The 25,670-nt window shown below is 62.7% G+C and carries 21 protein-coding genes and 1 riboswitch; of the genes, 6 read left to right on the top strand and 15 right to left on the bottom strand.

What is annotated here, in order from left to right:
- Positions 1 to 21: 21 nt before the first annotated feature.
- From F3J17_RS06950 to F3J17_RS06895, 12 genes are all read right to left on the bottom strand, one after another.
- A complete protein-coding gene (locus F3J17_RS06950) occupies positions 22 to 936 on the bottom strand; it encodes an ABC transporter ATP-binding protein (RefSeq protein WP_167055200.1) in 915 nt (304 codons plus the stop codon).
- A gap of 53 nt (positions 937 to 989) precedes the next feature.
- Positions 990 to 1,961, bottom strand: a complete 972-nt coding sequence (locus F3J17_RS06945) for an ABC transporter permease (protein ID WP_167055198.1) — start codon at positions 1,959 to 1,961, stop codon at positions 990 to 992.
- A gap of 28 nt (positions 1,962 to 1,989) precedes the next feature.
- Positions 1,990 to 3,021 (bottom strand): ABC transporter substrate-binding protein, encoded by a 1,032-nt coding sequence (locus F3J17_RS06940; protein WP_167055196.1) that lies wholly within the window; start codon positions 3,019 to 3,021, stop codon positions 1,990 to 1,992.
- A 65-nt stretch (positions 3,022 to 3,086) separates the two neighbouring features.
- Positions 3,087 to 4,880 carry an allophanate hydrolase gene (gene atzF / locus F3J17_RS06935; protein ID WP_240160836.1) on the bottom strand — a complete coding sequence of 598 codons (1,794 nt, stop codon included), beginning with the start codon at positions 4,878 to 4,880 and terminating at the stop codon, positions 3,087 to 3,089.
- A 23-nt stretch (positions 4,881 to 4,903) separates the two neighbouring features.
- The gene (locus F3J17_RS06930) at positions 4,904 to 8,512 is read right to left on the bottom strand and encodes a 5-oxoprolinase/urea amidolyase family protein (protein ID WP_167055192.1); all 3,609 of its coding nucleotides are present in this window, start codon (positions 8,510 to 8,512) and stop codon (positions 4,904 to 4,906) included.
- A complete protein-coding gene (locus tag F3J17_RS06925) occupies positions 8,512 to 9,165 on the bottom strand; it encodes an urea amidolyase associated protein UAAP2 (RefSeq protein ID WP_167055190.1) in 654 nt (217 codons plus the stop codon). Before F3J17_RS06925 ends, F3J17_RS06930 begins: the two co-directional genes overlap by 1 nt.
- A 9-nt stretch (positions 9,166 to 9,174) precedes the next feature.
- Positions 9,175 to 9,942, bottom strand: a complete 768-nt coding sequence (locus tag F3J17_RS06920; RefSeq protein ID WP_167055188.1) for an urea amidolyase associated protein UAAP1 — start codon at positions 9,940 to 9,942, stop codon at positions 9,175 to 9,177.
- A gap of 56 nt (positions 9,943 to 9,998) precedes the next feature.
- Positions 9,999 to 10,150, bottom strand: a riboswitch (guanidine-I (ykkC/yxkD leader).
- Between the two features lie 428 nt (positions 10,151 to 10,578).
- Positions 10,579 to 12,018 (bottom strand): MFS transporter, encoded by a 1,440-nt coding sequence (locus F3J17_RS06915; protein ID WP_167055187.1) that lies wholly within the window; start codon positions 12,016 to 12,018, stop codon positions 10,579 to 10,581.
- Between the two features lie 184 nt (positions 12,019 to 12,202).
- Positions 12,203 to 12,499: a ferredoxin family protein gene (locus F3J17_RS06910; protein WP_167055185.1), complete on the bottom strand. Its 297-nt coding sequence runs from the start codon at positions 12,497 to 12,499 to the stop codon at positions 12,203 to 12,205.
- Entirely contained in the window at positions 12,496 to 12,810 is a 315-nt protein-coding gene (locus tag F3J17_RS06905; RefSeq protein WP_167055183.1) for a hypothetical protein, read from the bottom strand. The genes F3J17_RS06910 and F3J17_RS06905 overlap by 4 nt, the downstream gene beginning before the upstream one ends.
- Before the next feature lie 12 nt (positions 12,811 to 12,822).
- Positions 12,823 to 13,404, bottom strand: a complete 582-nt coding sequence (locus tag F3J17_RS06900) for a sigma-70 family RNA polymerase sigma factor (protein ID WP_205194664.1) — start codon at positions 13,402 to 13,404, stop codon at positions 12,823 to 12,825.
- Positions 13,405 to 13,489: 85 nt separating this feature from the next.
- The gene (locus tag F3J17_RS06895; RefSeq protein WP_240160835.1) at positions 13,490 to 14,104 is read right to left on the bottom strand and encodes a LysE family translocator; all 615 of its coding nucleotides are present in this window, start codon (positions 14,102 to 14,104) and stop codon (positions 13,490 to 13,492) included.
- Between the two features lie 215 nt (positions 14,105 to 14,319).
- Between F3J17_RS06895 and F3J17_RS06890 the strand changes: the two genes are divergently transcribed.
- Positions 14,320 to 15,240: a LysR substrate-binding domain-containing protein gene (locus F3J17_RS06890; RefSeq protein WP_205194663.1), complete on the top strand. Its 921-nt coding sequence runs from the start codon at positions 14,320 to 14,322 to the stop codon at positions 15,238 to 15,240.
- Positions 15,241 to 15,296: 56 nt separating this feature from the next.
- Here the strand turns inward: F3J17_RS06890 and F3J17_RS06885 are convergent, their stop codons facing one another.
- Positions 15,297 to 17,828 (bottom strand): response regulator, encoded by a 2,532-nt coding sequence (locus F3J17_RS06885; RefSeq protein WP_167055579.1) that lies wholly within the window; start codon positions 17,826 to 17,828, stop codon positions 15,297 to 15,299.
- Between the two features lie 548 nt (positions 17,829 to 18,376).
- Here F3J17_RS06885 and F3J17_RS06880 point away from each other — a divergent pair.
- Positions 18,377 to 19,357, top strand: coding sequence for a PDR/VanB family oxidoreductase (locus F3J17_RS06880; RefSeq protein WP_167055177.1), 981 nt, complete (start codon positions 18,377 to 18,379; stop codon positions 19,355 to 19,357).
- Here the strand turns inward: F3J17_RS06880 and F3J17_RS06875 are convergent.
- Positions 19,302 to 20,348: a LysR family transcriptional regulator gene (locus F3J17_RS06875; protein ID WP_167055176.1), complete on the bottom strand. Its 1,047-nt coding sequence runs from the start codon at positions 20,346 to 20,348 to the stop codon at positions 19,302 to 19,304. The two genes, F3J17_RS06880 and F3J17_RS06875, sit on opposite strands and share 56 nt — an antisense overlap.
- Positions 20,349 to 20,493: 145 nt before the next feature.
- On the opposite strand from F3J17_RS06875, the gene F3J17_RS06870 reads away from it, so the two are divergent.
- From F3J17_RS06870 to F3J17_RS06860, 3 genes are read left to right on the top strand one after another with little or no spacing between them, the layout of a single operon-like run.
- Positions 20,494 to 21,771, top strand: coding sequence for an aromatic ring-hydroxylating dioxygenase subunit alpha (locus F3J17_RS06870; RefSeq protein WP_167055174.1), 1,278 nt, complete (start codon positions 20,494 to 20,496; stop codon positions 21,769 to 21,771).
- On the top strand, positions 21,768 to 22,268 hold the full coding sequence (locus F3J17_RS06865; protein WP_167055172.1) for an aromatic-ring-hydroxylating dioxygenase subunit beta: 501 nt from the start codon (positions 21,768 to 21,770) through the stop codon (positions 22,266 to 22,268). The genes F3J17_RS06870 and F3J17_RS06865 overlap by 4 nt, the downstream gene beginning before the upstream one ends.
- 54 nt (positions 22,269 to 22,322) lie before the next feature.
- Positions 22,323 to 22,709 (top strand): tautomerase family protein, encoded by a 387-nt coding sequence (locus F3J17_RS06860; protein WP_167055170.1) that lies wholly within the window; start codon positions 22,323 to 22,325, stop codon positions 22,707 to 22,709.
- A gap of 17 nt (positions 22,710 to 22,726) precedes the next feature.
- Here the strand turns inward: F3J17_RS06860 and F3J17_RS06855 are convergent, their stop codons facing one another.
- On the bottom strand, positions 22,727 to 24,196 hold the full coding sequence (locus F3J17_RS06855; protein WP_240160833.1) for an ATP-binding protein: 1,470 nt from the start codon (positions 24,194 to 24,196) through the stop codon (positions 22,727 to 22,729).
- Between the two features lie 272 nt (positions 24,197 to 24,468).
- On the opposite strand from F3J17_RS06855, the gene F3J17_RS06850 reads away from it, so the two are divergent.
- Positions 24,469 to 25,668 carry an acyl-CoA dehydrogenase family protein gene (locus F3J17_RS06850; protein ID WP_167055166.1) on the top strand — a complete coding sequence of 400 codons (1,200 nt, stop codon included), beginning with the start codon at positions 24,469 to 24,471 and terminating at the stop codon, positions 25,666 to 25,668.
- The last annotated feature ends 2 nt before the right edge of the window (positions 25,669 to 25,670 follow it).

The following is a 25,670-nucleotide window of genomic DNA, read 5'->3' as shown; positions in this document are numbered from 1 at the left end:
TACGTTTAACCGCGCATGGGTTCACTCGACCGAATCGTGAATATCGGTCAGACGGATCATATGCGGTTGCGCGCCGATCTCGTCATCCGTTTCGTCCTGCGCGGGCGGATGGATGAGGGCATCGAGCCGCGCGCGCGTGGCGAGAAATTCGGGCGAATTGAATTGCGCGTAGCTGCGCGGTCGCGGCACCGGCACTTCGATCAGTTCCTGCACTTCGCCCGGATTCGCCTTGAGCACGAGAATGCGGTCGGCAAGAAAGATCGCCTCGTCCAGATCGTGCGTAATAAAGAAAATCGTAATATCGACATTGCGCCAGATATCCAGCAGATGCCGCTGCATTTTCGCGCGCGTCTGCGCATCGAGCGCGCCAAACGGCTCGTCCATCAGCAAGATTCTGGGCTTGTTGGCGAGCGCGCGCGCAATCGCCACACGCTGCTTCATACCGCCCGAAAGCTGATGCGGATAAGCATTGGCGAACTTCTCCAGCCCCACCAGATCGAGCCATTGCAGCGCTTCGCGCTCCGCTTGCGCCGCGCCCTGCCCGCTCATGCGCAGGCCGAACATCACATTCTTCTTCACCGTGAGCCACGGAAACAGCGTGTAGCCCTGAAACACCATGCCGCGCTCCACACCGGGGCCGCGCACGGCTTTGCCATCGACGCGCACTTCGCCCGAAGTCTGCGTTTCCAGCCCCGCGAGAATGCGGATCAAGGTGGATTTGCCGCAACCCGAAGGCCCGATCACGCAGACGAACTCGCGCCGGTGTGTCGTGAAGCTGATATCCGATAGCGCGGTATGTTCGCCCTGTGGCGAGGCAAAGCATTTGGTCAGATTGCGCACTTCGAGAATCGGCTCGCGCGCCTTGATCCGCGCAAAGCGCTCGCGCACTTCGCTGGATTGCAGAAGATAGTCGGGGACGGGCTGCGGGTTATACATGGTGGCGTCCTTTGAAATGAATGCGTGATGCAGATAAGGCTCATGAAGCGCGTTCACGCCTTCAAGATGCGGTCCCACGGAAAGAGCTTGCGCCCAACGAACGCCAGCACCAGATCGGTTCCCAGCCCGATGATGCCGATCATCATGATCGCGGCGTAGACATTGTCGAAATGCTGATAACGCGCCTGCTGCGTGATGTACCACGTGATGCCCGAACTCGTGCCCACCAGTTCCGCGACGATCAGATAGGTCCACGCCCAGCCCAGCAGAATGCGCTGGTCGCGATAAAGATCGGGCAGGATGCCGGGGACGACGACATGGGTGAGCAGTTTCAACCGCGTGGTCCCCAGCGTCATGGCCGCTTCGAGCAAGCCGAATTCCAGCTTGCGCGTAGTGTTTGCGATAATCAGCACCTGCTGGAACAGCGTACCGATCACGATAATCGCGATCTTCGGCGCATCGTAAATACCGAGCACGGCCACCATCAGCGCGCCGAATGCGGGTGCGGGCAAATAGCGGAAAAATTCGAAGAACGGCTCCTGCAGGCGCGCGAGCGCGCTATAAGTGCCGCACACGATGCCCAGCGGCACGCCGATCAACGACGACACCAGAAAGCCCCAGAAAATGATCTGCACGCTGTGCCAAAGGCTTTGATGCAGCCACACGCCATCCGCCGAAGCGGGCGGCGTGGTAAAGGCCGTATAAAACGCACGCAGCACTTCATGCGGCGCGGGCAGATACACGGGGTTCGCGGGCACGCCGGACGGCAGCGCTGCATGCGTTTCGCGCGCATGGGAGAGCTCGTCGGCGAACACTGCCTTGTCGATACGCATGCCTGGCTGAAAATAATCGACACTGCCAGGCTGCGTAATCAACACCTGCGGATGCCACACGAACGGCACGTAGCTCACCACGCACCAAACGAGGAGCGGCACCAGAAACGAGCCGAGTCCCAACATCCATTTGCCGCGCGACGTAAGCTCGCGGCGTACTGCAAACATACCGGTCTGGCTGATTTCGGCCATGGCGCTCTCCTCTAATGCAGCGATGCGGTTACTTCAAGGCGCTCGTGATGGACGGGTCCACATACGCGCCCACATCCTGCGACGTCTTGTAGACCTGATACTTCACGTTGAATGCATCGGCGGCGTGGCTGGAGCCATAAAGCGACTTGAAGCCATCGGCTTTCACGTAAGCCTGTTGCGCTTCGGGCAGCGTGAGCAGTTTCGTGCCTTTGAGCAGCGGCAGATATTGCGCGGGCGTCAGACCCACTCGCGCCGACATGATCTTCACCGCGTCGCCCTGCGTGGCCGGATCTTCGATGTAATGCACCACGCGATACCAGACCTTCGCGAGTTTTTTGTAATCGGCCTTATGCGCCGCGAGACTCACGGGATTGACGGCGAGCACGTCGTAAATGAGGCCCGGTTCGTCGGCGGAAGTGAACACCGGTCGTGCGCCTGGCACCGCGCGTTGCGCCTCGCCCGCATTAGGCTGCCATGCCGCAATCGCGGCCACATCGGATGAGGCGAGCACTTGCGGCGTTTCCGTGGTCTTGGCGTTCACGAGTGTGACGTCGCCCTCTTTCATGCCCGCGCGCTGCAAGGCGTCGAGCAGCAGCAAATGATCGACCACACCGAATTCCACGCCAATCTTCTTGCCCTTCAGATCCTGAATCTTGCGCGCGGGCGGCTTGGCGATCACCATGTCATTGCCGTTCGAGTAATCGGTGATCAGCGCCATCACGTTTTTCGCGCCGTTCGCGCCCATCGTCAGCGCGTCTCCATTGGTCACGAGCACGGCGTCGAGCTTGTTGGCCGCAAACGCATCCATCGAGGCCGCGTAATCGAACCAGTCGAACTTCACGTCGAGACCGGCTTCCTTGAACCAGCCCTTGTCGATGGCGACTTGCCAGGCCACCCAGCCCGGCCAGTCGCTATAACCGATACGCAGCGGCGCGGCGCTCGCCGCCTGGCCGGTTGCCGCAAACAGTCCGGCAGCAAGCGCAACGCCTGCGGCAAGACGGGTGGCCCAGCGGCGCGCCGGGGACGTGCCCTGTTCAAACGTAACGTGCGTGGCTTTCATGACTGATCTCCATGTATTGAACGGTACGGCGGGTGTTTCTGAAACTTTGGAATTGAATATTTTCATCAGCATTCCTGCTTTTCTGACGATTCGATGGGCGTTGACGCATTGCGCTGGAGCCATGCACGCCAGCCGCCGAATGCGCTGATATCAGCGGCACCTTGCAAGGCAATGCTTTCGCACAGAAAGCCCTGCACCGTGCTGCCATCGACGAGCGACAGCGTGCCAATGCCAAGCGGCGCGGGAATGAGCGCGACAAAGGAGCCAAATTGCGCCGCAGGCATTTCCCAGACCTCGACTTCGATCTCAACGCCGCCTTCGGCTACGCGCTGAAGGCCCGGTTTCTGGCCTTGCGGCAACGCGTAAAGGCGATACGCAGGCGCGGTACGCGTCGTTTCGATAAGGCGCGCGCCGCGCGAGGTCAGTTGATCGTTGAGTGGCTGGCCGCTCAGATGTGCGCCCACCACGGCAACACGCACGTTTTCCGCCGTAGCCTTTTTGACCGTAAGCGCTCGCTCGCCAAGCCAGGCTTGCGCAATTGCCAGAAGCTTCGAATCTTCGTGTGCGCGCGCAACGAAAGTGATACCAAAAGGCTTTCCCGCATGCGCGCCCGTTTCGCAAATGCCAGCAGGCACGGCCAGCGCGGACAGATCGAGCAGATTCACGAAGTTCGTGTAATAGCCGAACTTCGCATTCACGCCGATCGGATCGGCTTCGAGTTCGGCGACGGTCGAGGTGGTCGGCGAGGTGGGGGTCAGCAGTGCGTCGATATCTGGCCAGACGCGTTCGGATTTCATCCGCAGCGCGGCCAGCCGGTCGAAGGCGGTGAAGGTGTCTGCCGCGCTCCAGCGCGTCGCGCCGCCAATGATCGCGCGCGTCACGGGATGCAAGGCATTGGGATTCGCTTCATAAAACGGACGAATCGCCGCCAGTCGCTCCGCCACGAACGGTCCTTCGTAGAGCAGGCGCGCGGTGTCGATAAACGGCTCGAAATCGATCTCGATGATTTCAGCGCCTTCGGCACGCAGTTTGTCGAGTGCAACATCGAATGCCTCAGCATACGACGCATCGCCATAGAACTCGCGTTGCGCCTCGCGCGGCACGCCCAGACGCAGCCCGCGCAGCGAAACCACATCGCCAGAGGCACCTTCCCATGCACGCGCATACGGATCGCCTTCCGTCACGCCGTGAGCGGATTCGAAGACCGTCTGCGCATCGTCCGCCGTGTGCGCGAAGATCGATACGCAATCGAGCGAGCGGCACGCGGGCACGACGCCCTGCGTGCTCAACACGCCCTTGGTCGGTTTCAGTCCCACGAGGCCGTGGAAGGCGGCCGGCACGCGGCCCGAGCCGGCGGTATCGGTGCCCAGTGCGAAGGCCGCGATCCCCAAAGCCACCGACACAGCCGAACCCGAACTCGAACCGCCCGAAGCGTATTCCGGGTCCAAGGCATTGCGGCAAGCGCCGTACGGCGAGCGTTGGCCCGAGAGGCCCGTGGCGAACTGATCGAGATTGGTCTTGCCGACGGGAATCGCGCCCGCAGCAATCAGGCGCGCGACAACGGCCGCGCTGGCCTGTGGCGTGTACGCGTAATCCGGGCAGGCCGCCGTGGTCGGCACGCCTGCAAGATCGATGTTGTCCTTGATAGCGAACGGAATGCCGTACAGCGGCAACGTGGCCGGATCGCGCCCGGCGAGCGCTTCCACATAACGCATCATCTCGTCGCGCGTGAGTGCGCGAATCCAGACGTGGTGCGGATCGTCGCCCGACGTGCGCGCCGCAATCTGCTCGACGACCTGCGCGGGCGTGAGGCTGCCATCAAGATAACGCGCACGCAGCGCGGCAATCGTCATTGGCATAGGGGAAATCGTTGTGAGCGCATTCATTGGCATTCGGCCTCCTCGTCGCCGATGTTTTCTGTTGCCGTTACCGAAGCCGTGCAGTCGGCGTCGATGCGGATCACCATCAGCCGCTGCCCTGCGGTGACCGCGTCGCCTTCCGCGCACGCGAGCGATTCGACCACGCCCGCCGCGAGCGCCGACACTGTCACTTCCATCTTCATCGATTCGAGAATCGCCACGTCCTGGCCTTCTTCGACGCGTTCGCCCTCGGCCACCAGCAGCTTCCACACGCTGCCCGACACATCCGCGCCAATGGCCCGGCAATCGTCGTCGAGCGCATCCGGCGTGGCCGCTTGAGCCGCGCTTTCCGCACCGGCCTCGCCCACGTATTCGGCGTGGCCCGCGGCGCGCCAGCGTTCGCGTTCCGCTTCGAACGAGGCCTGCTGCGTAGTCTTGAAAGCGGCAATCGAAGCAGATTCGTCGCGCAGGAAACGCTCGTATTCGCCAAGATCGAACACGGATTCCTCGATGCGCAGCGCGCGCCGCCCCGCGATGAATTCGCTGCGCCATTCCGCCAGTTCCGCCTCGCTCACTTCGAAGAAGCGGATTTCATCGAAGAAGCGCAGCAGCCACGGCTGGCCCGGCGCAAATTCTGCCGTCGAGCGATAGCGGTTCCACATCTGCACCGTGCGCCCCACGAACTGATAACCGCCGGGGCCTTCCATGCCGTACACGCACATATAGGCGCCGCCGATGCCCACTGCGTTTTCCGGCGTCCATGTACGCGCCGGGTTGTACTTGGTCGTGACGAGACGATGGCGCGGGTCCACCGGCGTCGCCACCGGCGCACCCAGATAGACGTCGCCGAGACCGAGCACGAGGTAACGCGCGTCGAACACGATGCGCTTCACGTCGTCGATACTGTCGAGCCCGTTGATGCGGCGGATAAATTCGATGTTGCTAGGACACCAGGGCGCATCGGGACGCACGCTCTGCATATAGCGCTCGATGGCGATGCGCGTCGACGGATCATCCCAGGACAGCGGCAGATGCACGATGCGATTGGGCACGCGCATCGCATCGACGGCGGGCAGTTGCGCCTGCGCACACTTGATGTGATCGATCAGCCGTTCGAGCGACAACACCGCGGGGTCGAAATGCACCTGCAAGGAGCGGATGCCCGGCGTGAGATCGACAATACCGGGCACGCGATGATCGGCGAGCCAGTTCATCAGCGCGTGCACGCGAAAGCGCAGCTTGAGATCGAGCACCGGCGCACCGTATTCGATCAGCAGATTGCGATCGCCCGAGCGGCGGAATACGACGGCCGACTCCTCGCCATCTTCCGCGGGCGCGCTGCGATAGAGCACGCATTCGTGCGCGTCCTCTTGCGATTCTTTCCGCGCGGGAACGAAACGCACCGTATCGCCGGGCCGCAACTGGCCGAGTTTCCACAGCTCCTCGCCCACCACCGTCACCGGGCAGACGAACCCGCCCAGGCTCGGGCCGTCCGGTCCGAGAATCACCGGCATATCGCCCGTGAAATCCACTGCGCCAATCGCATAGGCGTTGTCGTGAATATTCGACGGATGGAGGCCCGCTTCGCCGCCGTCGGTGCGCGCCCATTGCGGCTTCGGGCCAATCAGGCGCACTCCCGTGCGGCTGGAGTTGTAATGCACCGTCCAGCGCGCCTCGTAAAGCATGGCGATATCCTCGCGCGTGAGGAAATCCGGCGCGCCATGCGGGCCGTCCAGCACCGCCAGTTCCCATGCGTGCGTGAGCGCCGGAATGCGCTCCGAAGGCAGTACCGCGCCTGCCTCGCCCTTGCCAGCGCCGGGCGCAAGATGCAGCACATCGCCCTTGCGCAGCGCGCGGCCCGCATGACCGCCAAACTGGCCCAGCGTAAATGTCGCCTTGCTGCCGAGATAATCGGGCACCTGCAAGCCGCCCTTCACCGCCAGGCACGCGCGTACGCCGGCCCCTGTCACGCCACCCAGCTTGAGCACATTGCCCGCCGCCGCGCGCATAACCTGCCAGAACGGCACGGGCTTGCCACCCAGCGTCGCGGCCAGCGGCGCGCCGCCCAGCACGAACAGCGTGTCGCAATTGAAACGCAGCGTCGCGCCGACCATCGTGAATTCCAGACCCGCAGCATTGGCTTCGTTGCCTAGCAATTCATTAGCAAGACTGAACGACAGATCGTCCATCGGCCCCGATGGCGGCACGCCCACGTCCCAATAGCCCAGGCGTCCTGGCGTTTGCTGCACGGTAGTCTGCACGCCGCCGTCGAGCACATCAACGGTATGCGGCGCAAACAGGAACCGGCCCAGAAACGCGGTGGTCTGCTCGCCCGCTGCAAAGGTCGCCGATCCCACCACCGCGCGCAGGTAGTCGAGATTGGTCTCGATACCGTAAAGCTGCGTGCGTTCGAGCGCGCTCGTGAGTTTCGCGAGCGCGGCTTCGCGCGTGTCGGCGGTCGCGATGATCTTGGCCACGAGCGGATCGTAAAAGGCGCTCACTTCCGTGCCCGCATCGACCCAGGTATCCACGCGCACGTCGTCCGGAAACACCACATGCGTAAGCAGTCCGGAACTCGGCTGGAACTGGCGGTTCGGGTCTTCGGCATAGACGCGCACCTGCACGCTCGCGCCGTGCGGCGCTTTGACCGCCAGCGTGTCGAGCGGCGCGAGCGTGCCCTCGGCCTGACGAATCATCCATTCGACCAGATCGACGCCATAAACGGCTTCGGTCACACCATGTTCGACCTGCAGACGCGTATTGACTTCTAGGAAATAGAACGCACGCTCGCGCGCATCGAATACGAACTCCACCGTGCCCGCGTTGGCGTATTGAACCGCGCGGGCGAGACGCACCGCTGTTGCGTGCAAAGACTCACGCTCCTGTGCGCTCAATCCCGGCGCGGGCGTTTCCTCGATCACCTTCTGATTGCGCCGCTGCACCGAGCAATCGCGTTCGCCCAGCGCAATCACGCCGCCCTTTCCATCGCCGAAAATCTGCACTTCGATATGGCGCGCATGCTCGACGAACTTTTCCAGGTACACGCCCGCATTGGCGAAGTTGCTCTGTCCAAGCCGCGCCACCGATGCAAAGGCCGCTTCAAGCTGCGCCGCGTCGCGGCACAACGACATGCCGATACCGCCGCCGCCCGCCGTGCTCTTGAGCATGACCGGATAACCCAGCGCGCCGGCCGCTTCGAGCGCAGCCTGCACATCGGGCAGCAAACCGGTGCCGGGCAACAGCGCCACGCCGTTCGCCTGGGCGATCTCGCGCGCCGTGTGCTTGAGGCCGAACGCCGTCATCTGATCGGCGCGCGGCCCAATGAACGCGATGCCCGCGGCTTCGCAGGCACGCGCAAACGCCGCGTTTTCGGACAGAAAGCCGTAGCCCGGATGCACGGCCTGCGCCCCCGTCTGGCGCGCGGCGTCGAGAATAGCCGCAGCATTCAGATAGCTCTGCGCCACCGGCGCCGGGCCGATGCAGATGGCTTCGTCCGCCAGCATCACATGCATGGCGTGACGATCGGCTTCCGAATACACCGCCACCGAAGCAATGCCCAGACGCTTGAGCGTGCGAATCACGCGGCACGCAATTTCGCCGCGATTGGCGATCAGGATCTTGTCGAACGCCATCACGCCTCCCACACGAGCAGGCGCACCGGCGTGGGGTTATAGCCGTTGCAGGGGTTGTTGAGTTGCGGGCAGTTCGAGATCAGCACGGTCACGTCTTCTTCTGCGCGTACTTCCACGTATTTTCCGGGCGCGGAAATGCCGTCTTCGAACGTGAGCTTGCCCAGCGGCGTCACCGGCACGTTCATGAAGAAGTTGATATTGCTGACGAGATCGCGCTTGCCGAGCAAGGCCGCCGCGCCACAGGTGCAATGCGCGAGCGCGTTGAGGTAGCTGTCCCGGCAGCTATGCATATGGCGTTTGTCGAGCGCATAGCGCACGGTATTGCTCTCCGCCGCGCACGCGCCGCCGAGCGTATCGTGACGCCCGCAGGTATCGGCGACGATGGTCAGGAGCGGATTGCCCAGATTCGACATCAGCACGCTGCCGGCGCTCAGATACAGATTGCGTTGCGCGCGAATCGTGTCCTGCGCGCTATAGCGTTCGACCGGATCGGCGCTGCGATAGAACAGCGTATCGACGGCCTGATTGCCTTCGAGATCGACAATGCGCAGCGTCTGCCCGCGCTTGAGGTCATAAAGCCAGGGCTCGCCTGCGGGGAGCGTGAAGTCGTAATGGGCATGGCGCGCGTCGAGCGCGCTTTCGATGATCGGCATGGCGGCTCCTCAGGCGAACAGGCGGTCGGTGTTGGTGAAGGCGCGGCCGTTCTCGGCGCACGAGGCGCGGCAGAGATCGTCTTCGGGCGCGCGGGCATCGGCGGCATAGGCGCGCCATGCGATCAGTTTCACCGGCTTCGGTGCGTAGTCGCGTTGAGGATCGAGCGGATGCGGCGCAGTGGAGAACGCCGCAAGCGTATTCATTTCGAAGCGCAGATCGAGCGCAGCGCCCGCCTGAGAATGGCGCGGCACATATTCGAGCGAGCCGTCCTCGCCCACCGACACCTTGCTGAAGAAGTTCACATTGGCAACGAGATCGCGCGCGCCCAGCCCGTATTTCGCGAGTTCGAGTACAAGGCTGTCGCGGCCATTTCGGATCATCTCGTTGCGATGATCCTGATAGCGCTTTGCAGCGTATTTACGCGCGAACAGCGCGGCGTCGCCCACGCCGCCCAGCGGATCGTGCCAGCCAAGCGTATCGCCGGTAATCGACGCGATGACGCGGCCCATATCGGTATGCAAGGCGTGGCCGCGCGTGAGATGCGCGGTGTGCTGCGCCTTGAGCGTATCCGCCATGTTGTAGCGTTCGAGCGGATCTTCCTGACGATGGAACACGGCGGCGAGATTCGCACCGCCTTCGAGATCGACGATGCGCAGCGTGAGGCCGCGGCGCAGAATGCCGGACCAATGCGCGCCTGCGGGAATCACGGTTTCCCACAGCGGTGCTTGACTGGCTAATTCGGTTAGCGCGAATTCAGCGTGGAGGCTGGACGGCATGGAGGCTCCTGGTGGCGAAGGGAATAAGCGTGAGAGGGCGATCAAACGACATCGCGACCTCCCGGGCTTTTATCCCTCCGTGGAGCCTCGGCACCGCCCTCGGAACGAAGGTGGGAGACGAGACCGGATTGCTCTCGGACCAGGCATCGGGCGCGGACTAAATACGACATCGTCCTGCGCAGCGACCGGAACCCTAGCGATCCTAAGATGATGCAAATTACTTCGCACCTCTCGCAGACTCGTTTAGCGAGATCTGTGCCAGTGCTTCAACCGTGATTGAAAAATCGCGGTATTTAAAGGGTTTGGCGGGGCGTTGAGCTGGTGGAGCGTTGCGCTTGAACTGCCGCGTTCGCAGAGAGTGCGCGCCCTATGTTGGGGATTAATGCGCTATGGGCGAACCGCGCGGCACTATTTGAGGGCACGCGGTTCGCCTTACGCATCAGTAATATGCAGAATTGATGGATGGCATGGCTGTTGCATTCAACGCGATCATTTTGCTTCGGCTGGAGAGTGATCGTGTCTAATGCCCTGCGCCAGTTTTTCTATTCGATCTTCGCGTCGAGATTCATTGAATTGCAACGTGGTCGCGCTGGCGAACCGCAACACCGCAATCGTTCATAGCTGGACGCGCTTCGCTTATTTCTCCCAGACCTCGTTGCCCGCAATTGGCGCTGCAATCGCGGCATCATCGCTCGACGTCAGTGCTTCGAGCGACAATCCTTTGGTTTCGATACCCAGCGTCCAGACCGCGAGCGCAGCAATGGCAAATGACAACGCGCCCAGCATGAACACGCCGCCCTGCCCGAACAACGGCAACACCACGCCCACTGCGTAAGGCCCGATCAACGACCCGACGCGCCCGATTGCCGATGCGAATCCCGAGCCGGTTGCACGCGCGCCGGTGCCATAAAGTTCGGGCGTGTAGGTGTAAAGCGCGGCCCACATCGCGAACAGGAAGAATTGCATGACGAGGCCCGTGCCCAACAGCAGCGGAATGCTCGCGCCGTGCAGCGCGGTCTGCCCATAGGCGTAGGCCATCACGCCGCCGCCCAGCAGCGACGCCACGCAGGTGGGCTTGCGGCCCCAGACTTCGACCAGCCACGCCGCGCAGAGAAAACCCGGCACGCCGCCTAGCGAAATTAACACCGTATACAGCACGGACTTCGTGACCTCGAAGCCCGCCTGCTGCAACAGCGCGCCCAGCCACGATGTGAGTCCATAGAATCCCAGCAACGCGAAGAACCAGAGCCCCCACACCATCACCGTACGGCGACGGTAGGCTGCGCTCCAGATTTCGCGCAGCGCGCTGCGGCCGCGCACAGGCGCGGACTCCACCAGACGCGCAGGCGGCGGCAGGCTCGACAGTCCGGCGGAACGCATCACACGCGCCTCGATCTGTGCGACGACGCGATCTGCTTCATCCGCCTGACCGCGATGTTCAAGCCAACGCGGCGATTCAGGCACGACCCTGCGCACCACCAGCACAAAAGCTGCCGGAATCGCAAGCAGCGCGAATACGGTACGCCAGCCCAGCACGGGCAGCACGAAGTACGAGACGATCCCCGCCGTGATGAAGCCGAGCGGCCAGAAACCGTCCATCAGTGCGACGAGGCGGCCACGCTTCGCCGCGGGCACGAACTCGGACAGCAGCGCCTGGGCAATCGGAAACTCCATGCCCATGCCAAAGCCCAACAGAATGCGGTAGATAATCAGCGAATTCATATCGTGCGCTGTCGAGCACAGATACGAAGCTACGCCCCAGAGCACCATGCTCCATTGAAATACGGGCCGACGCCCAAAGCGATCCGCCAGCAGTCCCGCCACCGCCGCGCCAAGCGTCATACCGAAGAAGCTCGAACTCGCCACCAGCCCGGCCTGTGCGTTCGAGAGTGCAAACTCTTTCTTGATCGAACCCAGCACGAAAGTCATCGTGCCGAGATCCACCGAGTCGAAAAAGAACGCCAGCGCGATGATGGTAAAAATCAGCTTGTGGTAGCCGGAAAGCGGCAAACGCTCAAGCCTGGCCGCAGCGCTCGCGCGTGATTGCGTTGAGGGAGAAGCGGAAGCAATTCGCATGACGTCCTCTGATGGGGAACGGCAACGTCACGGGACGTAAAGTTGCCGACCGGCTCAGTAGAGGCCGCCATTAAGCGCTGCAATAGAAGGAGAACGGCATTTAGACAGAATGTAAGCGTCAATGGCGTTTATGGAAAACTTTGTGTCGTTTTCAGTTAACCCGGCATCACAGCGATATTTCGCACTACGCCGTTCTCGCGAGTTTGATTGCGCGTTCAGGGCACGCCGTCACACAAAGACCGCATGAGCGGCAGGCCTGTGCATTCGGCGTATAAGCGACTTTCATTCCGTGTACGCGCAGCTTTAGCCGATTTCCCCAACCCAGTTCGCGATAATCCGCGTCATCGATCCGGCGAATCTCGAACACATTCTCCGGGCAAACTTCCAGGCAATCGCCCTTGCCTTCGCAGCGTTTCAGATCGACCACGGGCGCAATGACGCCCGGCTTCTGTTTGCAGTCGGCAGTGGATTTCACGCTCATGCTTCATCTCCCGTGCGCCGTGCGTGGCGCGCACGCCATGCCGACTGGAACTGCTCGCGCTCCTCGGGCGTCATGGCTTCCCACTTGCGCCAGTGACGCCGATAGCGCCCGCCGCCATGACCGCGAAATCCGCCAAACAAAATGCGGCTCAATACCAGCAACCCCAGCGCATGCGCGAAGTCAATCGTGCGCGCGCCGACGAATAGCGCCGGAATCACCCAGTTCCACAGGGTCATCACGACCCATCCCAGCACGACGATGGCCACCACAGCAAGCAGCGCTTTCCCCGCACATCTAATTCGAAACCTCATCAGTCGACTCCTTTAAATATCCAGTTCGTCATAAACAGGCTGTAGCCGCGCGCGCAGATGCAGCACGGCATAGCGCTTGCGCGCCAGCAGCGTATTGAGCGCGACACCGCTTTGCGCCGCCAGATCCTTGAAAGACCGCCCTTCCAGTTCGTGCGCGATAAAGACATCGCGTTGCTCCGTCGGCAACTCGTCCAGCGCTTCCTGCAAGGCCTTGAGCAACAGACTGCGGGCGTAGACGGCCTCCGGCCCGGCGTCGTGCGAGGGCAGCGCCAGGTCGAGGCGATACTCGCTGTCGGCGTCGTCGCCGGTTTCGGCAAACTCGGCCAGCGGCTGCTCTTTCTTCTTGCGAAAACGATCGACGATGCGGTTGCGCGCGGCACGAAACAGCCACGCGCTCGCCTGCTCGATCGGGGCGGGAAGCCGGTAGGCCTGCACGAATTCGTGAAACACGTCCTGAAGGATGTCCTCGGCATCATCCTGGTCGCGGATGCGACGCCGGATGAAATTGACCAGCCTCGTGCGCTCACGCACCACGGTCGCGGTGATTTCGCTGTCTCGGTCGGTCATCGGCTGCGAGGTGGGTGGCGGTTCCATGCGTCTGAAGACGTTTCAGCCGCAGGAATATTGTGGCGAACGCGAAAAATATTTCGCCGGCTGCATGGCACCCCAGTTTATGACGCTAGACGCCAGCGCGCGCGGCGCCTGCCAGCCCCGCCATTGCCACCACGAGCAGGAAGCCCGCTGAGAGAACCGCAATCCAGCGCTGCTGCCGGTGGATCAGCGGGTGCCTGGACGCAAGGATATAAGCGCTCAGAATCGTGAAGTCGACCACAATCCAGAGTGCTGCCAGAATCGCCAGGCTCGCGCGCGAGTCCGAGGTGATGCCAATGAACTGCGGAAAGAATGCGACGAAGAACAGCACATCCTTGGGATTGGCAATGCCGACGAAAAAGCCCTGAAAGACAGCGGGCAAACGGCGCGATGCGGGCCCGGCGTCTTGCGCGGTTCTATCACCAGGCGTGGTCGATGGCTGCGATGGCCGCGATGTACGCCATTCGCCATACAACGTCCGGACCGCGAGCAGCGAAACGAAGACGCATCCCAGTAACTGGAGCCAGCCAAGCAGGCGATCGCTGACCATCACCACACCGAATACCATCAGCGTCGCCAACGCGATCAAAAGCAGGCTCGCCGCATTCGCCCCCGCTGCGGTCAGGACGCCCTGAGACGCGCCCCGTCGCGCTGCAGTGCCGACGACGAGCATCACGACAGGGCCGGGCGTGGCGATCAGCAATACGATCGCCGCAAAATAGGCGAGCAGAAGCGAGGCATGGAGATTCATGAGAAAAAGTCGAGATAAAAACCGGAGCCGAGCGCCGACGACATAGCGGCTTTACTGGGGAGATTCCTGAAATGTCGGCTGAAGGTATAGTATTGCCGCACAGCAGCGCCGATAAAAACGGAAAATACTGTGCGCAAGCATGACTTTTATTCATGTGGATACCCGTCTTGAAAGCCAAGCCCCTACCCCCTGTTTACGCGTTGCGCGCGTTCGAAAGCGCAGCCCGCACTGGTTCCTTTACGCTTGCCGCCCAGGAGCTGAGCCTGACGCAAAGCGCGGTCAGCAAGCATGTGAAGACGCTCGAAGATTATTTCGGGCGCAAGCTATTCGTGCGGCAAGGGCCGAAATTAAGCGTCACCACGCAAGGACAGCTTTTTGCTGCCGGGTTACGGCGCGGCTTTCATCAGATCGAAGAGGCCTGCACGCTGTTTCGCACCCGTCATGACGTGTTGCGGCTCAAGGCCCCGTCCACGCTGACGATGCGCTGGCTGCTCGACGCGCTCGCGGCATTCCGCAAGACACAGCCCGCCTTCGAGGTGCAGATCACCAGCGTCTGGATGGATGTCGATACCGTCGATTTTTTCAGCGAGCCGTATGACTGCGCCATCCTGCTGGGCGCAGGCGGGTTTGGCACGGAAACGCACAGCATCAAGCTGTTCGACGAATGGCTGATCCCTATCTGCTCACGCGCGCTCGCGGCGGCTGCGCGAGCCGATCTCGCGGCGTGCGAACTCATTCATCCGTCGCCCGATCGCCGTGACTGGCGGCGCTGGCTCAAAGCCAGTGGGCATGAAGCGAACGTCGACCTCGCCCGTGGCCAGGTGTTCGACATGCTCGAACAGGGGATTGCCGCAGCGGCCGCGGGCCATGGCATTTCGATTGGCGATCTGGCGCTGTGCGCCAACGCAATCGATGCGCGTCAACTGGTGCTGCCGTTCAAAACCGCCGTAGGCAGTGGCGACGCCTATTACCTCATCAGGCCGGAAGATTCCGATAAAGCCGCACAGGTGGAGGAACTGCACGCATTCCTGGCAAGCCGCATGCCGACACTCGCCTGGCCGGGCATCCAGTTCAAGACGCTGCGCTAATGCCCGATTGAGCCAAAGCCGCGCGCGCAATCGTTTCACGCGCAACGAACTAAAATTCAGCGCAGCAATTGCGGACGCAGCGACGCGACTGACTCGAAGTAGGCGTCGAGCGCATCGGCGGAACGCGCGCCCAGCAAGCCCAGGCGTTCGACCCAGTCGGGCTCCAGCGGCCAGCGCCCTTCGACCATCGACGGATAGATGCGCCGTCCGAACGCATGCAGGGCCTTCGCGCCGATATTGCCGCTCACGCCCAGCAGGCGATGCAGCGCCTCGTGGGTCGCGTCGATCTCCTTCGCGCGCGCGGCTTTCGCAATCTCGCCGATCAGGGCGCGCAACTGGGCGATGCCATCGAGGAAAGTCTGGTCGAGCATATCCAGCCCAACGAGTTCGTCGAGATGCCGTTCGTCGAGCAGGTCGCGTTCATCGAGCGCCAGCACCTCGTTCCTGGCCGATTCTGCGACCGGCGGCACGCGCACTGCTGGCGTATGCACGCGCGCCAGGTGCGTCATCAGCGAAGCGTAGAGCGTGGCGGCCTGCACGGGCTTCACCAGCACGTCGTTCATGCCCACGGCGATACATTCGCGCACCGCTTCCATATCCGACTGCGAGGTCAGCGCGATGATCGGCGTCGCCGCATAGCGGTCGCTGCCCGCGCGAATCCGCGCCGTGGCTTCCACGCCGCCCATGCCCGGCATGTTCATGTCGATCACGATGGCGTCGATGGCCATGTCCGATTGCAGGCGCACCAGCACCGCCTGGCCGTGGCCCTCTTCCACCACGCGCGCGCCGCCGCGTTCGAGCACCGCCTTGGCGACCTGGCGGCTATAGACATCGTCGTCGGCGACCAGGATCGACTTGCCCAGCAGCCCGTCGAAACCACCATAGGCGCGGCGGCGCTTGCCGCTAGCGAACAGCGATTCCAGGGCGACGATCAGCCCCATCGCACCGCCCGACTTGCCGATCACGATATCCATGCCCGCGCGCCGCGCGCGCACCTGCGCGACGTTGCCTTCCTCCACCGTATAGCCGGCAATCGGCACGCCCTGATTCGGATGCGCATGATTCGCGCGGATCTTTTCCGCCACCGCATAGCCGTCGAGCACCGGCATGTTGACGTCGAGCAGCACCAGATCGGAAGGCGGCGCTTCGCTGTCGCCCAGCATCGCCAGCGCCGTCTGGCCGTTGCCAGCCTCGCTCACCAGCGCGCCCAGGCCCGCCAGCACGCGCCGCGTGCGGGTGCGATGGTGCTCGTCGTCGTCGACGATCAGAATGCGTTTGCCCGCGAACACGGGCATCGCGCGATCGAGAATCTCGCGCTCGTACTCGGCCACTTCACGCTCGGGCACCGGCGGAAAGCGCAAGGTGAATTCGGTGAACTGCCCGGGTTCCGAGCGACACTCGATACTGCCGCCGAACGCCTCCATCGCGCGCTGGCAATAGAGCAGGCCCAGCCCGGTTCCCGCCGTGTTGCTCGCGGTGCGAAACGGACTGAACAGATGCGGCATAAGCTCGGGCGGCACGCCGCCGCCGGTATCGCGCACGCTGATTGCGTGGCGCTCGATCGTCAGCGTGAGCGTGGCGGCCGGCTGCGCGGCCATCTGATGCAGCGCGTTCTTGATCAGATTGAACAGCGTGAACAGATATACGGTTTCATCGACGCGGAAGGTGAAGTCCTCGCGCACGATCAGGCGCACCTTGTTGCGCTCGGCTTCATCGGCAAAACCGTACTCGTCGAGCGCCTTGCGCGTGGTGGCGGCCGCGTTGAGATAGGCGAGCCGCTCGGGGCGAATGGCCTTGGTGCCCACTTCGTCCAGCGTCATGGCGATCACGCGCAGTCCGCGCTCGATCGACATCTTGCCCTGCGCGAGATGGCGATAGAGCGAGGCCGCGTCCTCGGGCGAGATCATGGTCGAGCGGCGGGCATCGTGCGTGGCGGGCAAGGTTGCCTCGATACTGTCCAGCACGTGCTTCAACTGGCTCAGCGGATTGCGCATCTCGTGCACGATGGAGCCCGCGAGCGCCTGCAAGGCGCGATTCTTCGCGACGAAAATACGTCCCTTGCTGATCGCATGGCTGAACGCCATGCTGCACAGCACGACCACTGGCAGCAGCGCGAGATCGGCCTGGGTGGCCGCGCTCAACACGATGGGCGTTGGCGAGGTCAGCATCGCCGCCGCCGAGCCCGCGGCCACGCCGATGCCCAGGCACGCCAGCAGCAGGACCGGGTTGTCGATACAGAGCGCGAGGATGAAGATCATCATCACCTCGGTCATCATCCACATGGTGGAGAAGCCGTTTCTGATCGTGAGGAAGGTGCAGGCGAGCGGTAAAACGTAGATCAGGCACGCGTGCCAGTACACCAGCAGCCAGTTGTTGAAGCGCTGCGGCCAGCGCGCCTGAAAAATCAACGGGATGCACACGAGCGCTGCGCTCAGACGCACGAACAGATTGTCGTACGGCTGCGGCAGCACATAGGTCCAGACGACCCAATAGATGGGGTGGCACAGGAGGCCGAGAATGCCTCCCCACCGGATAGCCAGACGGCTAGGTTCCAGTACCTCCCCCATTCGCTCGCGCGACATCACAATCAGCCCTCCCAGGCTCTCTTTTGGTCCTGCCAGTTCAGTGTTGCTGCCATGCGGCCAAACAGCGGACGAAGATCGTACGCGATCTGCTGCTCTCATGGCGCATAACCTTCGGCAAAGCAGGTGTAGCCATCGCGTGACGAAGTCGGCTCAAACGGAAAGCCGCCGCCGAGGCCGCTCCGGCCCCGGGCAAAGCCCCCAATATATAGCGTCTCGCCTTACTAGGCGAGTTCTAGCTCGCCGCTCACCGCGTGCGAATGAGAACGACCGTGCAATACCGCTCACCAGCAGGGCATGACGATGACGCTCGGGAGAATGGCAACATCGGACGCAACGTCGGACTGTGGCAACTGCATGTCGGCACGTCAGGGGTCCGTCCTGATGAGGGTTTTCCCGGGTAAAGTCGCGAAAAGCCCTCCAGATATCAGGCACATGGATTTGACTTACTAATTTTCATCAATTTGCCGGATCAAAGGGGAGTGGATAAGCTCCGCTCACACGCTGCCCTTCGTGGCATCACAGTCAACGTCCCTCCCCCGCCCGGTGTCATCATGCAAGCCAACACGTTCAAGGTCCGCGTCGACAGCATTCGCGACGAAGCCCACGGTATCCGTTCATTCCGCATCGCCCGCGTCGACGGCCAGCCCTTCGAGAGCTATGAGCCGGGCGCGCATATCGACGTCACCGCGCCCTCCGGCATCACCCGCCAGTATTCGTTGTGTGGCGATCCGGCGTTCAGCGCGTTCCAGCTTTTCGCCGTCAAACGCGAACCCGAGTCACGCGGCGGTTCGCGCTCGCTCCATGACGACGTGGGCATCGGCTGCGAACTGCTGGTCGGGCCGCCGCGCAATCTGTTTCGCCTGGACGCCCAGGCGAGCGCGCATGTGCTGATCGGCGCGGGCATCGGCATCACGCCCTTGCTGTCGATGGCGTACCGGCTTGCCGCGCGCAACGAGCCATTCGTGCTCCATTACTTTGCGCGCAGCGAAGCGCACGCCGCGTTTCTTCCCGTGCTCGCGCAGGAGCCGTTCGCATCCCACGTGCGCTTTCACTTCGGCATCGGCAACGGCGATCTGGCTGCGGCACTGCGCGAGTGTCTGGCCGGGGTGCGGGACGGCGCGCATGTCTACACCTGCGGCCCCGCGCCGTTCATGGACGAAGTGGTGAGCGTGGGCGAAGCGACGCCGGGCGTCGCGCAGGTGCATCTGGAGCGCTTCGGGGCCGATCCCGCCGCCGTGGCCGCGATGGATAGCGGCGCGGCGCAGGGAGAATTCGACGTCAAGATCGCCAGCAGCGGCCAGGTGGTGCGCGTGGGCAAGGAGCAGTCGATCGTCGACGCCCTCGCCGCCATCGGCATCGAGATCGACACCTCGTGCGGCGAAGGCGTGTGCGGCACCTGTATGGTCGACGTGGCCGAAGGCGAGCCCGAGCATCGCGACCATTGCCTGAGCAAGGCCGAACGCGCGAGCAACAAGGTTATTTGCTGCTGCGTTTCGCGCTCGCGCTCGCCGATGCTGATCCTGGACGTTTGACCGCGGGCTTCTTGCCGGCGCGGCCGGTCGTAGCCGTAGCCGCGCCAGCCGAGGCGGACGCATCGGCGCTGGCCGGCCCGGCGAAGCGCCGCATGATATTCATCAGCAGGTCGCGCATCCACGCGATCCCTTCGTCCTCGTGAAAGTGCTCGTGCCAGTGCATCGTCACGGCCGCCGACGGGATCTCCACTGGCAACTCGAAAATCTCGAACCCGCCGCCTTGCGCCAGAATCCCGGCGAGGCGGCGCGGCAAGGTCGCGATCAGATCGGTTACGGCCAGCACACCCGGCAGCGCCACGAAGTGCGGCACCTCCAGGCCGATATTGCGCGCCACGCCCTTCGAGCGTAATGCGTCGTCGATGGCGTGATGGCTATGCTCGACCGAACGGATCAGCACGTGTGTGCCTTCCACGAATTCCGCCAGCGTCATCTGCTGGCTCTTCGCCATTTCCGGCCGACGACGCCGCACGCACACATATCCCTCTTCGAATAGCACCTGATGGCGCGTGCGCGAAGTCAGCTCCGGCAAATTGCCGATGGCGAAATCCAGCTTGCGCGCCCGCAACGCTTCTTCGATCTGCCCGACTGGCAGCGGCTCGATACAGATCTTGATGCGCGGCGCGAGCCGCTTTACTTCCTCGCAGATCGACGGCAAATACGCCATTTCCCCCGCATCGGATAACGACAGCCGGAACGCCCGCGTACTCACCAGCGGATCGAAACGTTCCGCATACCTAAGCGCCTCACGCACCGAATCGAGCGCCCTCGCGACGATCACCGCCAGCTCCTGCGAAATCGGCGTGGGCTGCATGCCGTGGCGCGTGCGCACGAATAGCTGATCGTCGAATAACGCGCGCAGACGCGCCAGCGAATAGCTCATCGCGGGCTGCGAGAGCGCGAGACGCTCGCCCGCTTTCGTCAGGCTCTGCTCCTCGACGATTGCAAGGAAGACCCGCAGCAGATTCAGGTCGATGCCATCGAGCGTTTGCATGTGATATCCATCCGATTTATGTGTCGACCAATTTTAGATCAATTTGACGCATGACACGAGCGGAACGACACTTCATCTACGCGCTATTCAACGCCCAAGCGAAGCAAAGCATTCATCCCCGCATTCACCTCGATACCCTTAAATCATGAGCGAAACCTGGCAAAGCATCGACACGAGCTCGCTGCGCGGACTCGCGCAGGCCGACCGCATCGCGCCGTCCCTCTACTACGATCCGGCGCTGTTTGAAGCCGAACTCGACCGCATCTTCTACAAGACGTGGATCTGGGTCGCGCACGAAAGCGAACTGCCCAATCCCGGCGACTTTCGCACCACCACCATCGGCCGCCAGCCGGTGATCGTCGTGCGCGATAAAACCGGCGCGATCAATGTGCTGCAAAACCGTTGCCGCCACCGCGGCGCGACGGTGTGCGAGGAACACAAGGGCAACGCGAAAGGCTTCACCTGCCCGTATCACAGCTGGTCGTACGCGCTCGACGGCACGCTGCGCGCGCTGCCCTACGGCGACGGCTACGAAGGCGTCTGCGAAAAGGGCGATCTGCCGCTGGAAAAGCTGCGTGTGGGCGTCTATCAAGGCCTGATTTTCGCGAGCTTCAATGCGGAGATCGAACCGCTCGAAGACTTCCTCGGCGGCGCCAAGCCGTGGATCGATCTGTTCATGAAGCAAGGCGCGGGTTATCCGGTCAAGTCGAACGGCGAACATAAGTTCCGCTTCAAGGGCAACTGGAAAATCCAGCTCGAAAATACCACCGACCTTTATCACTTCCCGGTAGTACATAAATCGTGGCTCAAATCGATCGATGAAGAAACCACGGCGGTTATCACGAGCTTCATGACCAGCGATCAAGCCTTTTGCCGCTCGCTCGGCAACGGCCACAGCCTGGCCGTGCTGGTACCGGAACTCGTCGATCTCGATCAGGACGACGGCGCGCCGCTGCCCGAGCGCTTCGATGAACTGGCCGCGCAGCTCTCGGAAAAGCACACGCCGGAAGAAGTGCGCCGCATCGTGCGCTCGCTGATGGGCGTGGGCTTCAATCTCAACCTGTTCCCGAATCTTGCGTTGTCGATGGCGTTCTTCCGCGTGCTGCGGCCGATTTCCGCCGACGAAACCGAAATCCGCCACGTGGCGCTGGCAATGGACGGCGGACCGGAAGAAGCGAACCGCGTGCGCCTGCGTATCCATGAACACTTCCAGGGCCCGTTCGGCTTCGGCAGCCCCGACGACGCGGAAGCGTGGGAACGTGTGCAGCGCGGCTCGCATGCGGGCGCCAATACGCCGATTCTCGTCAATCGCGGTCTGAACCGCGAAACCACCGCGCCCAATGGCGAAAAAACCGCGCACGCAACCGATGAAACCGGCATGCGCGAAGCTTATGCGCAGTGGCGCAAGATGATGGAGGCATGATGGACGACCGCAACAAGCTGATGTCTCAAGACACGTTTTCGCGCGCCGTGCGCTTCATCTGGCGCGAAGCCGAAATGCTCGACCGCCGCGAATATCGCGAGTGGCTGCAGTTGTGGGATCCCGCCGGTTTCTACGTAGTGCCGATCGATCCGGCCACCACGGACTTCGCCGCCACGCTGAACTACGCCTACGACGATCAGGACATGCGCGAGAAACGCGTGGAGCGCATGACTTCGGGCTACTCCGCTTCGGCATCGGATGCGGCGCGCACGGTGCGTACGGTGTCGCGCTTTACGCTCGCCAGCGACGAAGCGGATGTGGTGGAAGTGCAATCGGCTCAGATTATCGTGGCCTACAAGCGCTCCATTCCGACGATTTTCGCCGCCGATCTCACGCATCGAATCCGCTTCGACGGCGATGAGCCGCGCCTTGTGCAGAAAGTGATCCGCCTGATCGATTCGACGGACGCATTGAACGCCATTGGCTTCCTGCTTTAAATAACCTCAAGGCCTCGATATCGAATCGAGGCCTTGTCACTTCCGGTTAATTTCATGCCTACGCTTGAAGTGTATTTGCCCGCGGGCCACGCCGAAACGCGCAAAGCCGCGCTCATCGAACAACTCACGCAAGCGACTGTCGACACCATCGGCGCGCCGGCGGAAGCAGTGCGAATCCTCTTGAGCGAACTGCCGTCAAGCGACTATGGCATTGGTGGGCGCGCGGCTTCGCAAGGTACGCCGCCTGCGTTGCCCGTCATCATCGCCATCCTCATTGCGGGGCGCACCGATGAGCAGAAGCGCGCGCTGATTCATGCGCTGTGCGAAACGGGCGCCAGCGTTCTGGATACGCCGCTCGACGCCACGCGCGTGATGATCAAGGATATTCCGAACACGGACTTCGGTCTGGGCGGAAAAACCGCCAGATCGCTCGGCCGGTAATCGTTAGCCACTAATCGTTAGTCGTTGGCAAACGGCAACCAGAAGCGGCATTCGAGCCCGCCCGTCTCCACCGGAAACGCGCGGATCACGCCGCCATGTCTTGCAATGATGCTTTTGCACAGCGACAGGCCAATGCCATTGCCCGTCTCCTTCGACGATGAAAAGCCGTCGAAGAGACGCTCATGCCCTTCCGAAATGCCAGGCCCGTTGTCGCGTACGAAAACCAGCGCCTGGCCTTCATTCACGCGCGCGCCAATGGTCAAACTCTTGCGGTTCTGGTGTTCGCCATGCGCCGTGGCCAGCGCGTCGATTGCATTGAACGCCAGATTCAGCACGACCTGCCCGATCAACACCCGCTCGCATTCGATCAGCAGCGGCTCGTCGCCCAACTCGACATGAACGCTGACATCGGCTTCACGCGCGCGCACCTGCACGAACCATGCGGCTTCGGAAAGAATCGTGCGCAGATCCGTGACGGCGATATTCGGGTCGCGCCGCGCGACGTATTCGCGCACGCTCTTGATGATCGCCGCCGCGTGCTCGGCCTGCCGGTCTGCCGCGCGCAATCCCCAGATCGCCGATTGGAGCGAATCTGGCTGCGCAAGCCGCTGGATCGCGCCTTCCACGAAATTGCGGATGGCGGCCACCGGCTGGCTCAACTCGTGCGCAATCGCCATCGCCATTTCACCCATCGCGTTGTAACGGCCCGCGTATTCGAGCAGGCGCGCTTCGGCGCGGCGCGCTTCTTCGGTTCGCACCACGTCGGTGATGTCGCGAAAGTGAATCAGCACGCCGCGCAGATCTTCTTCAAGCTCGATGCGTCTGCAGGTGAGACGCAGCCAATGCTCGCCGTCGGCGCTTCGATAACGACTGGGGCTGGACGGGCCATCCGTTGGCGCTTCAGCGAGTTGTTGCAGAAGGCCCGGCACCTCGTCCGCTGCGAGGTAGCCGACGATGACGCCGGGCGCATCGTCTGCCGCAAGGCCCAGCAAACGCCTGCCCGATTCGCTGATGTACTGGATCTCAGCGGTTTCGTTGAGCAGCGCCACGCCTTCGCTGAGGTCCTGCATGAATTCGCGCAACCGCGTTTCGTGCGCGCGCAACTTTCTTTTAATGCATTCTTCGGCGCTGATGTCGCGAAACTGCACCATCACGACGTCGCGCTCCTGCAGATGGACCGTCGTGGCGATCGCCTCGGACAGCATGTCGCCGCCCGTTCTCGACCGGTAACACCACTCATACACCTGCGGCCCCTGCGTCGCCGAACGGTTCATCGCCGCAATCGCCAGTTCGCGATCGTATTTCGGCTCGGGCCGCGTCATGTCGCGCGCCTTCAGCGGAATCAGTTCGTCCACGCTGAAACCCAGTGCGTCGCACGCCGCCCGGTTCGCCCACACGATCGCCTTGCTTTGCGAATCGTGCAGCAGCACGCAAAGCGTCAATGCGTCGAGCAAACTATGGAAATCGGCTTCTACCAGGGACGTCATATGCACAGTTCTCTCAAACGAGCCGCAGCGCTCAGTCGAAACGCTAGTCGGAACGATATCACCGGCCCTGTGCGCCGGGAACCTGAAGATTTCTTTAGATGGCCGCTGGATTTCACCCATGTTTCGAGTCTGCGCCCCAATTGCTGGCCAATTTTGTCGTTCCTAGACTGAATAGCAAATCGGACGAGACGCGGACGAGACGCTTTTCGGCAGGTCCGCAGCGCCCGCACCACAACATCGAACACTTGCCCCCAATCTTCAGGAGATGCTTCATGCGCGCTACCGCGACCGCCCTTTCGCCCCAGGCCAGCCACTTTCCGGCCTCGCTTCCCGCCGACGCCAACGAAACCCTGACACTGGACGAGCTTGTCGAGGTCATTGTCGCGCGCCGCGATGAGTTCGAGCGGCTCTCGCACGTGCCGCGCGACGTGATCGACATGTTCAAGCGCGCGGGCATCTATCGCGCCGCCACGCCGAAGCGCTTTGGCGGCGACGCCCGCCCGCCGGCGGAATTTCTGCGCATGATCGAACGCATCGCCACCGCCGACGGTTCCGCCGCGTGGGTCGCAAGCTTCGGCTCGGCGAATATCTATCTGGCCGCGCTGCCCCTTGAAACGCAGGCCCAAATCTACGCGAGCGGTCCCGATCAGGCCTTCGGCGCGGGCCTCTTTCCGGTCCAGAAAGTGCAGCCCGCCGAAGGCGGCGGCTGGCTGGTCGAAGGCACCTGGAAGTTTGCGAGCGGCTGCAAGGGTGCGGACTGGCTGGGCGTGGGCATCGACACCGGCGCCAAAGATGGCGGCGCGCCGGGCAAGCCGCGCACCGCCGTGTTTCGCGCCTCCGATATTGAAATCGTCGAGAACTGGAGCGTCGTGGGCATGCAGGGCACCGGCAGCCACGACCTGCGCCTCAAGGGCGCGGTGGTCTCCGACGAATGGACCTTCGTGCGTGGCGGCCCCGCCACCGTCGATGAGCCGCTTTATCGCTACCCGACGGTCGCTTACGCGGCGCAAGTGCTGGCCGTCGTGAATCTGGGCCTTGCGCGCGCCGCGCTTGATGTGGCCAACCAGATGTCGGGCGGCCGCCGCACCACGACCGGCGCGCCGCAACTCGCGGACCGCGCCTATTACCGTATCGAACTCGCCAAAGCGGAAGCGCAATTGCGTTCCGCGCGTGCGTTCTTCTACGAAGCGACCGAAAGCGTATGGGAGTCGATTGCGGCAGGCAATAGCGCCACGCCCGATCAGGTCAGCCTGTTGCGCCTTGCGGCCACCCAGGTTGCACGTGAAGGCGCGGACGTCGTGATGCGCGCCTATCGCCTGGGCGGCACCATGGCGATCTATCGCACGCACCCGCTCCAGCGCCTTTTGCGCGACGCCATCGTGGTGACGCAGCACGCTTTCCTCGCCGAAGGCAATTACGATGGCGCGGGCGCGGTTTTTGTGGGCGTGCCGCCGATTCCCGGCTATCTGTGAAG

Origin of the sequence: Burkholderia sp. Ax-1719, from assembly GCF_011753055.1 — a bacterium.
Classification (GTDB): domain Bacteria; phylum Pseudomonadota; class Gammaproteobacteria; order Burkholderiales; family Burkholderiaceae; genus Paraburkholderia.
This window is presented reverse-complemented; position numbering and strand designations above follow the sequence as displayed.

Excerpts from the sequence above, each read along its gene's own strand:
- F3J17_RS06945 (WP_167055198.1), bottom strand. The coding sequence starts at position 1,961 with ATGGCCGAAATCAGCCAGACCGGTATGTTTGCAGTACGCCGCGAGCTT.
- F3J17_RS06925 (WP_167055190.1), bottom strand. The coding sequence starts at position 9,165 with ATGCCGATCATCGAAAGCGCGCTCGACGCGCGCCATGCCCATTACGAC.
- F3J17_RS06865 (WP_167055172.1), top strand. The coding sequence starts at position 21,768 with ATGATGGACGACCGCAACAAGCTGATGTCTCAAGACACGTTTTCGCGC.
- F3J17_RS06850 (WP_167055166.1), top strand. The coding sequence starts at position 24,469 with ATGCGCGCTACCGCGACCGCCCTTTCGCCCCAGGCCAGCCACTTTCCG.
- F3J17_RS06940 (WP_167055196.1), bottom strand. The coding sequence starts at position 3,021 with ATGAAAGCCACGCACGTTACGTTTGAACAGGGCACGTCCCCGGCGCGC.
- F3J17_RS06905 (WP_167055183.1), bottom strand. The coding sequence starts at position 12,810 with ATGAGGTTTCGAATTAGATGTGCGGGGAAAGCGCTGCTTGCTGTGGTG.
- atzF (WP_240160836.1), bottom strand. The coding sequence starts at position 4,880 with ATGCCAATGACGATTGCCGCGCTGCGTGCGCGTTATCTTGATGGCAGC.
- F3J17_RS06910 (WP_167055185.1), bottom strand. The coding sequence starts at position 12,499 with ATGAGCGTGAAATCCACTGCCGACTGCAAACAGAAGCCGGGCGTCATT.
- F3J17_RS06900 (WP_205194664.1), bottom strand. The coding sequence starts at position 13,404 with ATGGAACCGCCACCCACCTCGCAGCCGATGACCGACCGAGACAGCGAA.
- F3J17_RS06860 (WP_167055170.1), top strand. The coding sequence starts at position 22,323 with ATGCCTACGCTTGAAGTGTATTTGCCCGCGGGCCACGCCGAAACGCGC.
- F3J17_RS06950 (WP_167055200.1), bottom strand. The coding sequence starts at position 936 with ATGTATAACCCGCAGCCCGTCCCCGACTATCTTCTGCAATCCAGCGAA.
- F3J17_RS06875 (WP_167055176.1), bottom strand. The coding sequence starts at position 20,348 with ATGCAAACGCTCGATGGCATCGACCTGAATCTGCTGCGGGTCTTCCTT.
- F3J17_RS06915 (WP_167055187.1), bottom strand. The coding sequence starts at position 12,018 with ATGCGAATTGCTTCCGCTTCTCCCTCAACGCAATCACGCGCGAGCGCT.
- F3J17_RS06880 (WP_167055177.1), top strand. The coding sequence starts at position 18,377 with ATGCAAGCCAACACGTTCAAGGTCCGCGTCGACAGCATTCGCGACGAA.
- F3J17_RS06930 (WP_167055192.1), bottom strand. The coding sequence starts at position 8,512 with ATGGCGTTCGACAAGATCCTGATCGCCAATCGCGGCGAAATTGCGTGC.
- F3J17_RS06870 (WP_167055174.1), top strand. The coding sequence starts at position 20,494 with ATGAGCGAAACCTGGCAAAGCATCGACACGAGCTCGCTGCGCGGACTC.
- F3J17_RS06855 (WP_240160833.1), bottom strand. The coding sequence starts at position 24,196 with ATGACGTCCCTGGTAGAAGCCGATTTCCATAGTTTGCTCGACGCATTG.
- F3J17_RS06920 (WP_167055188.1), bottom strand. The coding sequence starts at position 9,942 with ATGCCGTCCAGCCTCCACGCTGAATTCGCGCTAACCGAATTAGCCAGT.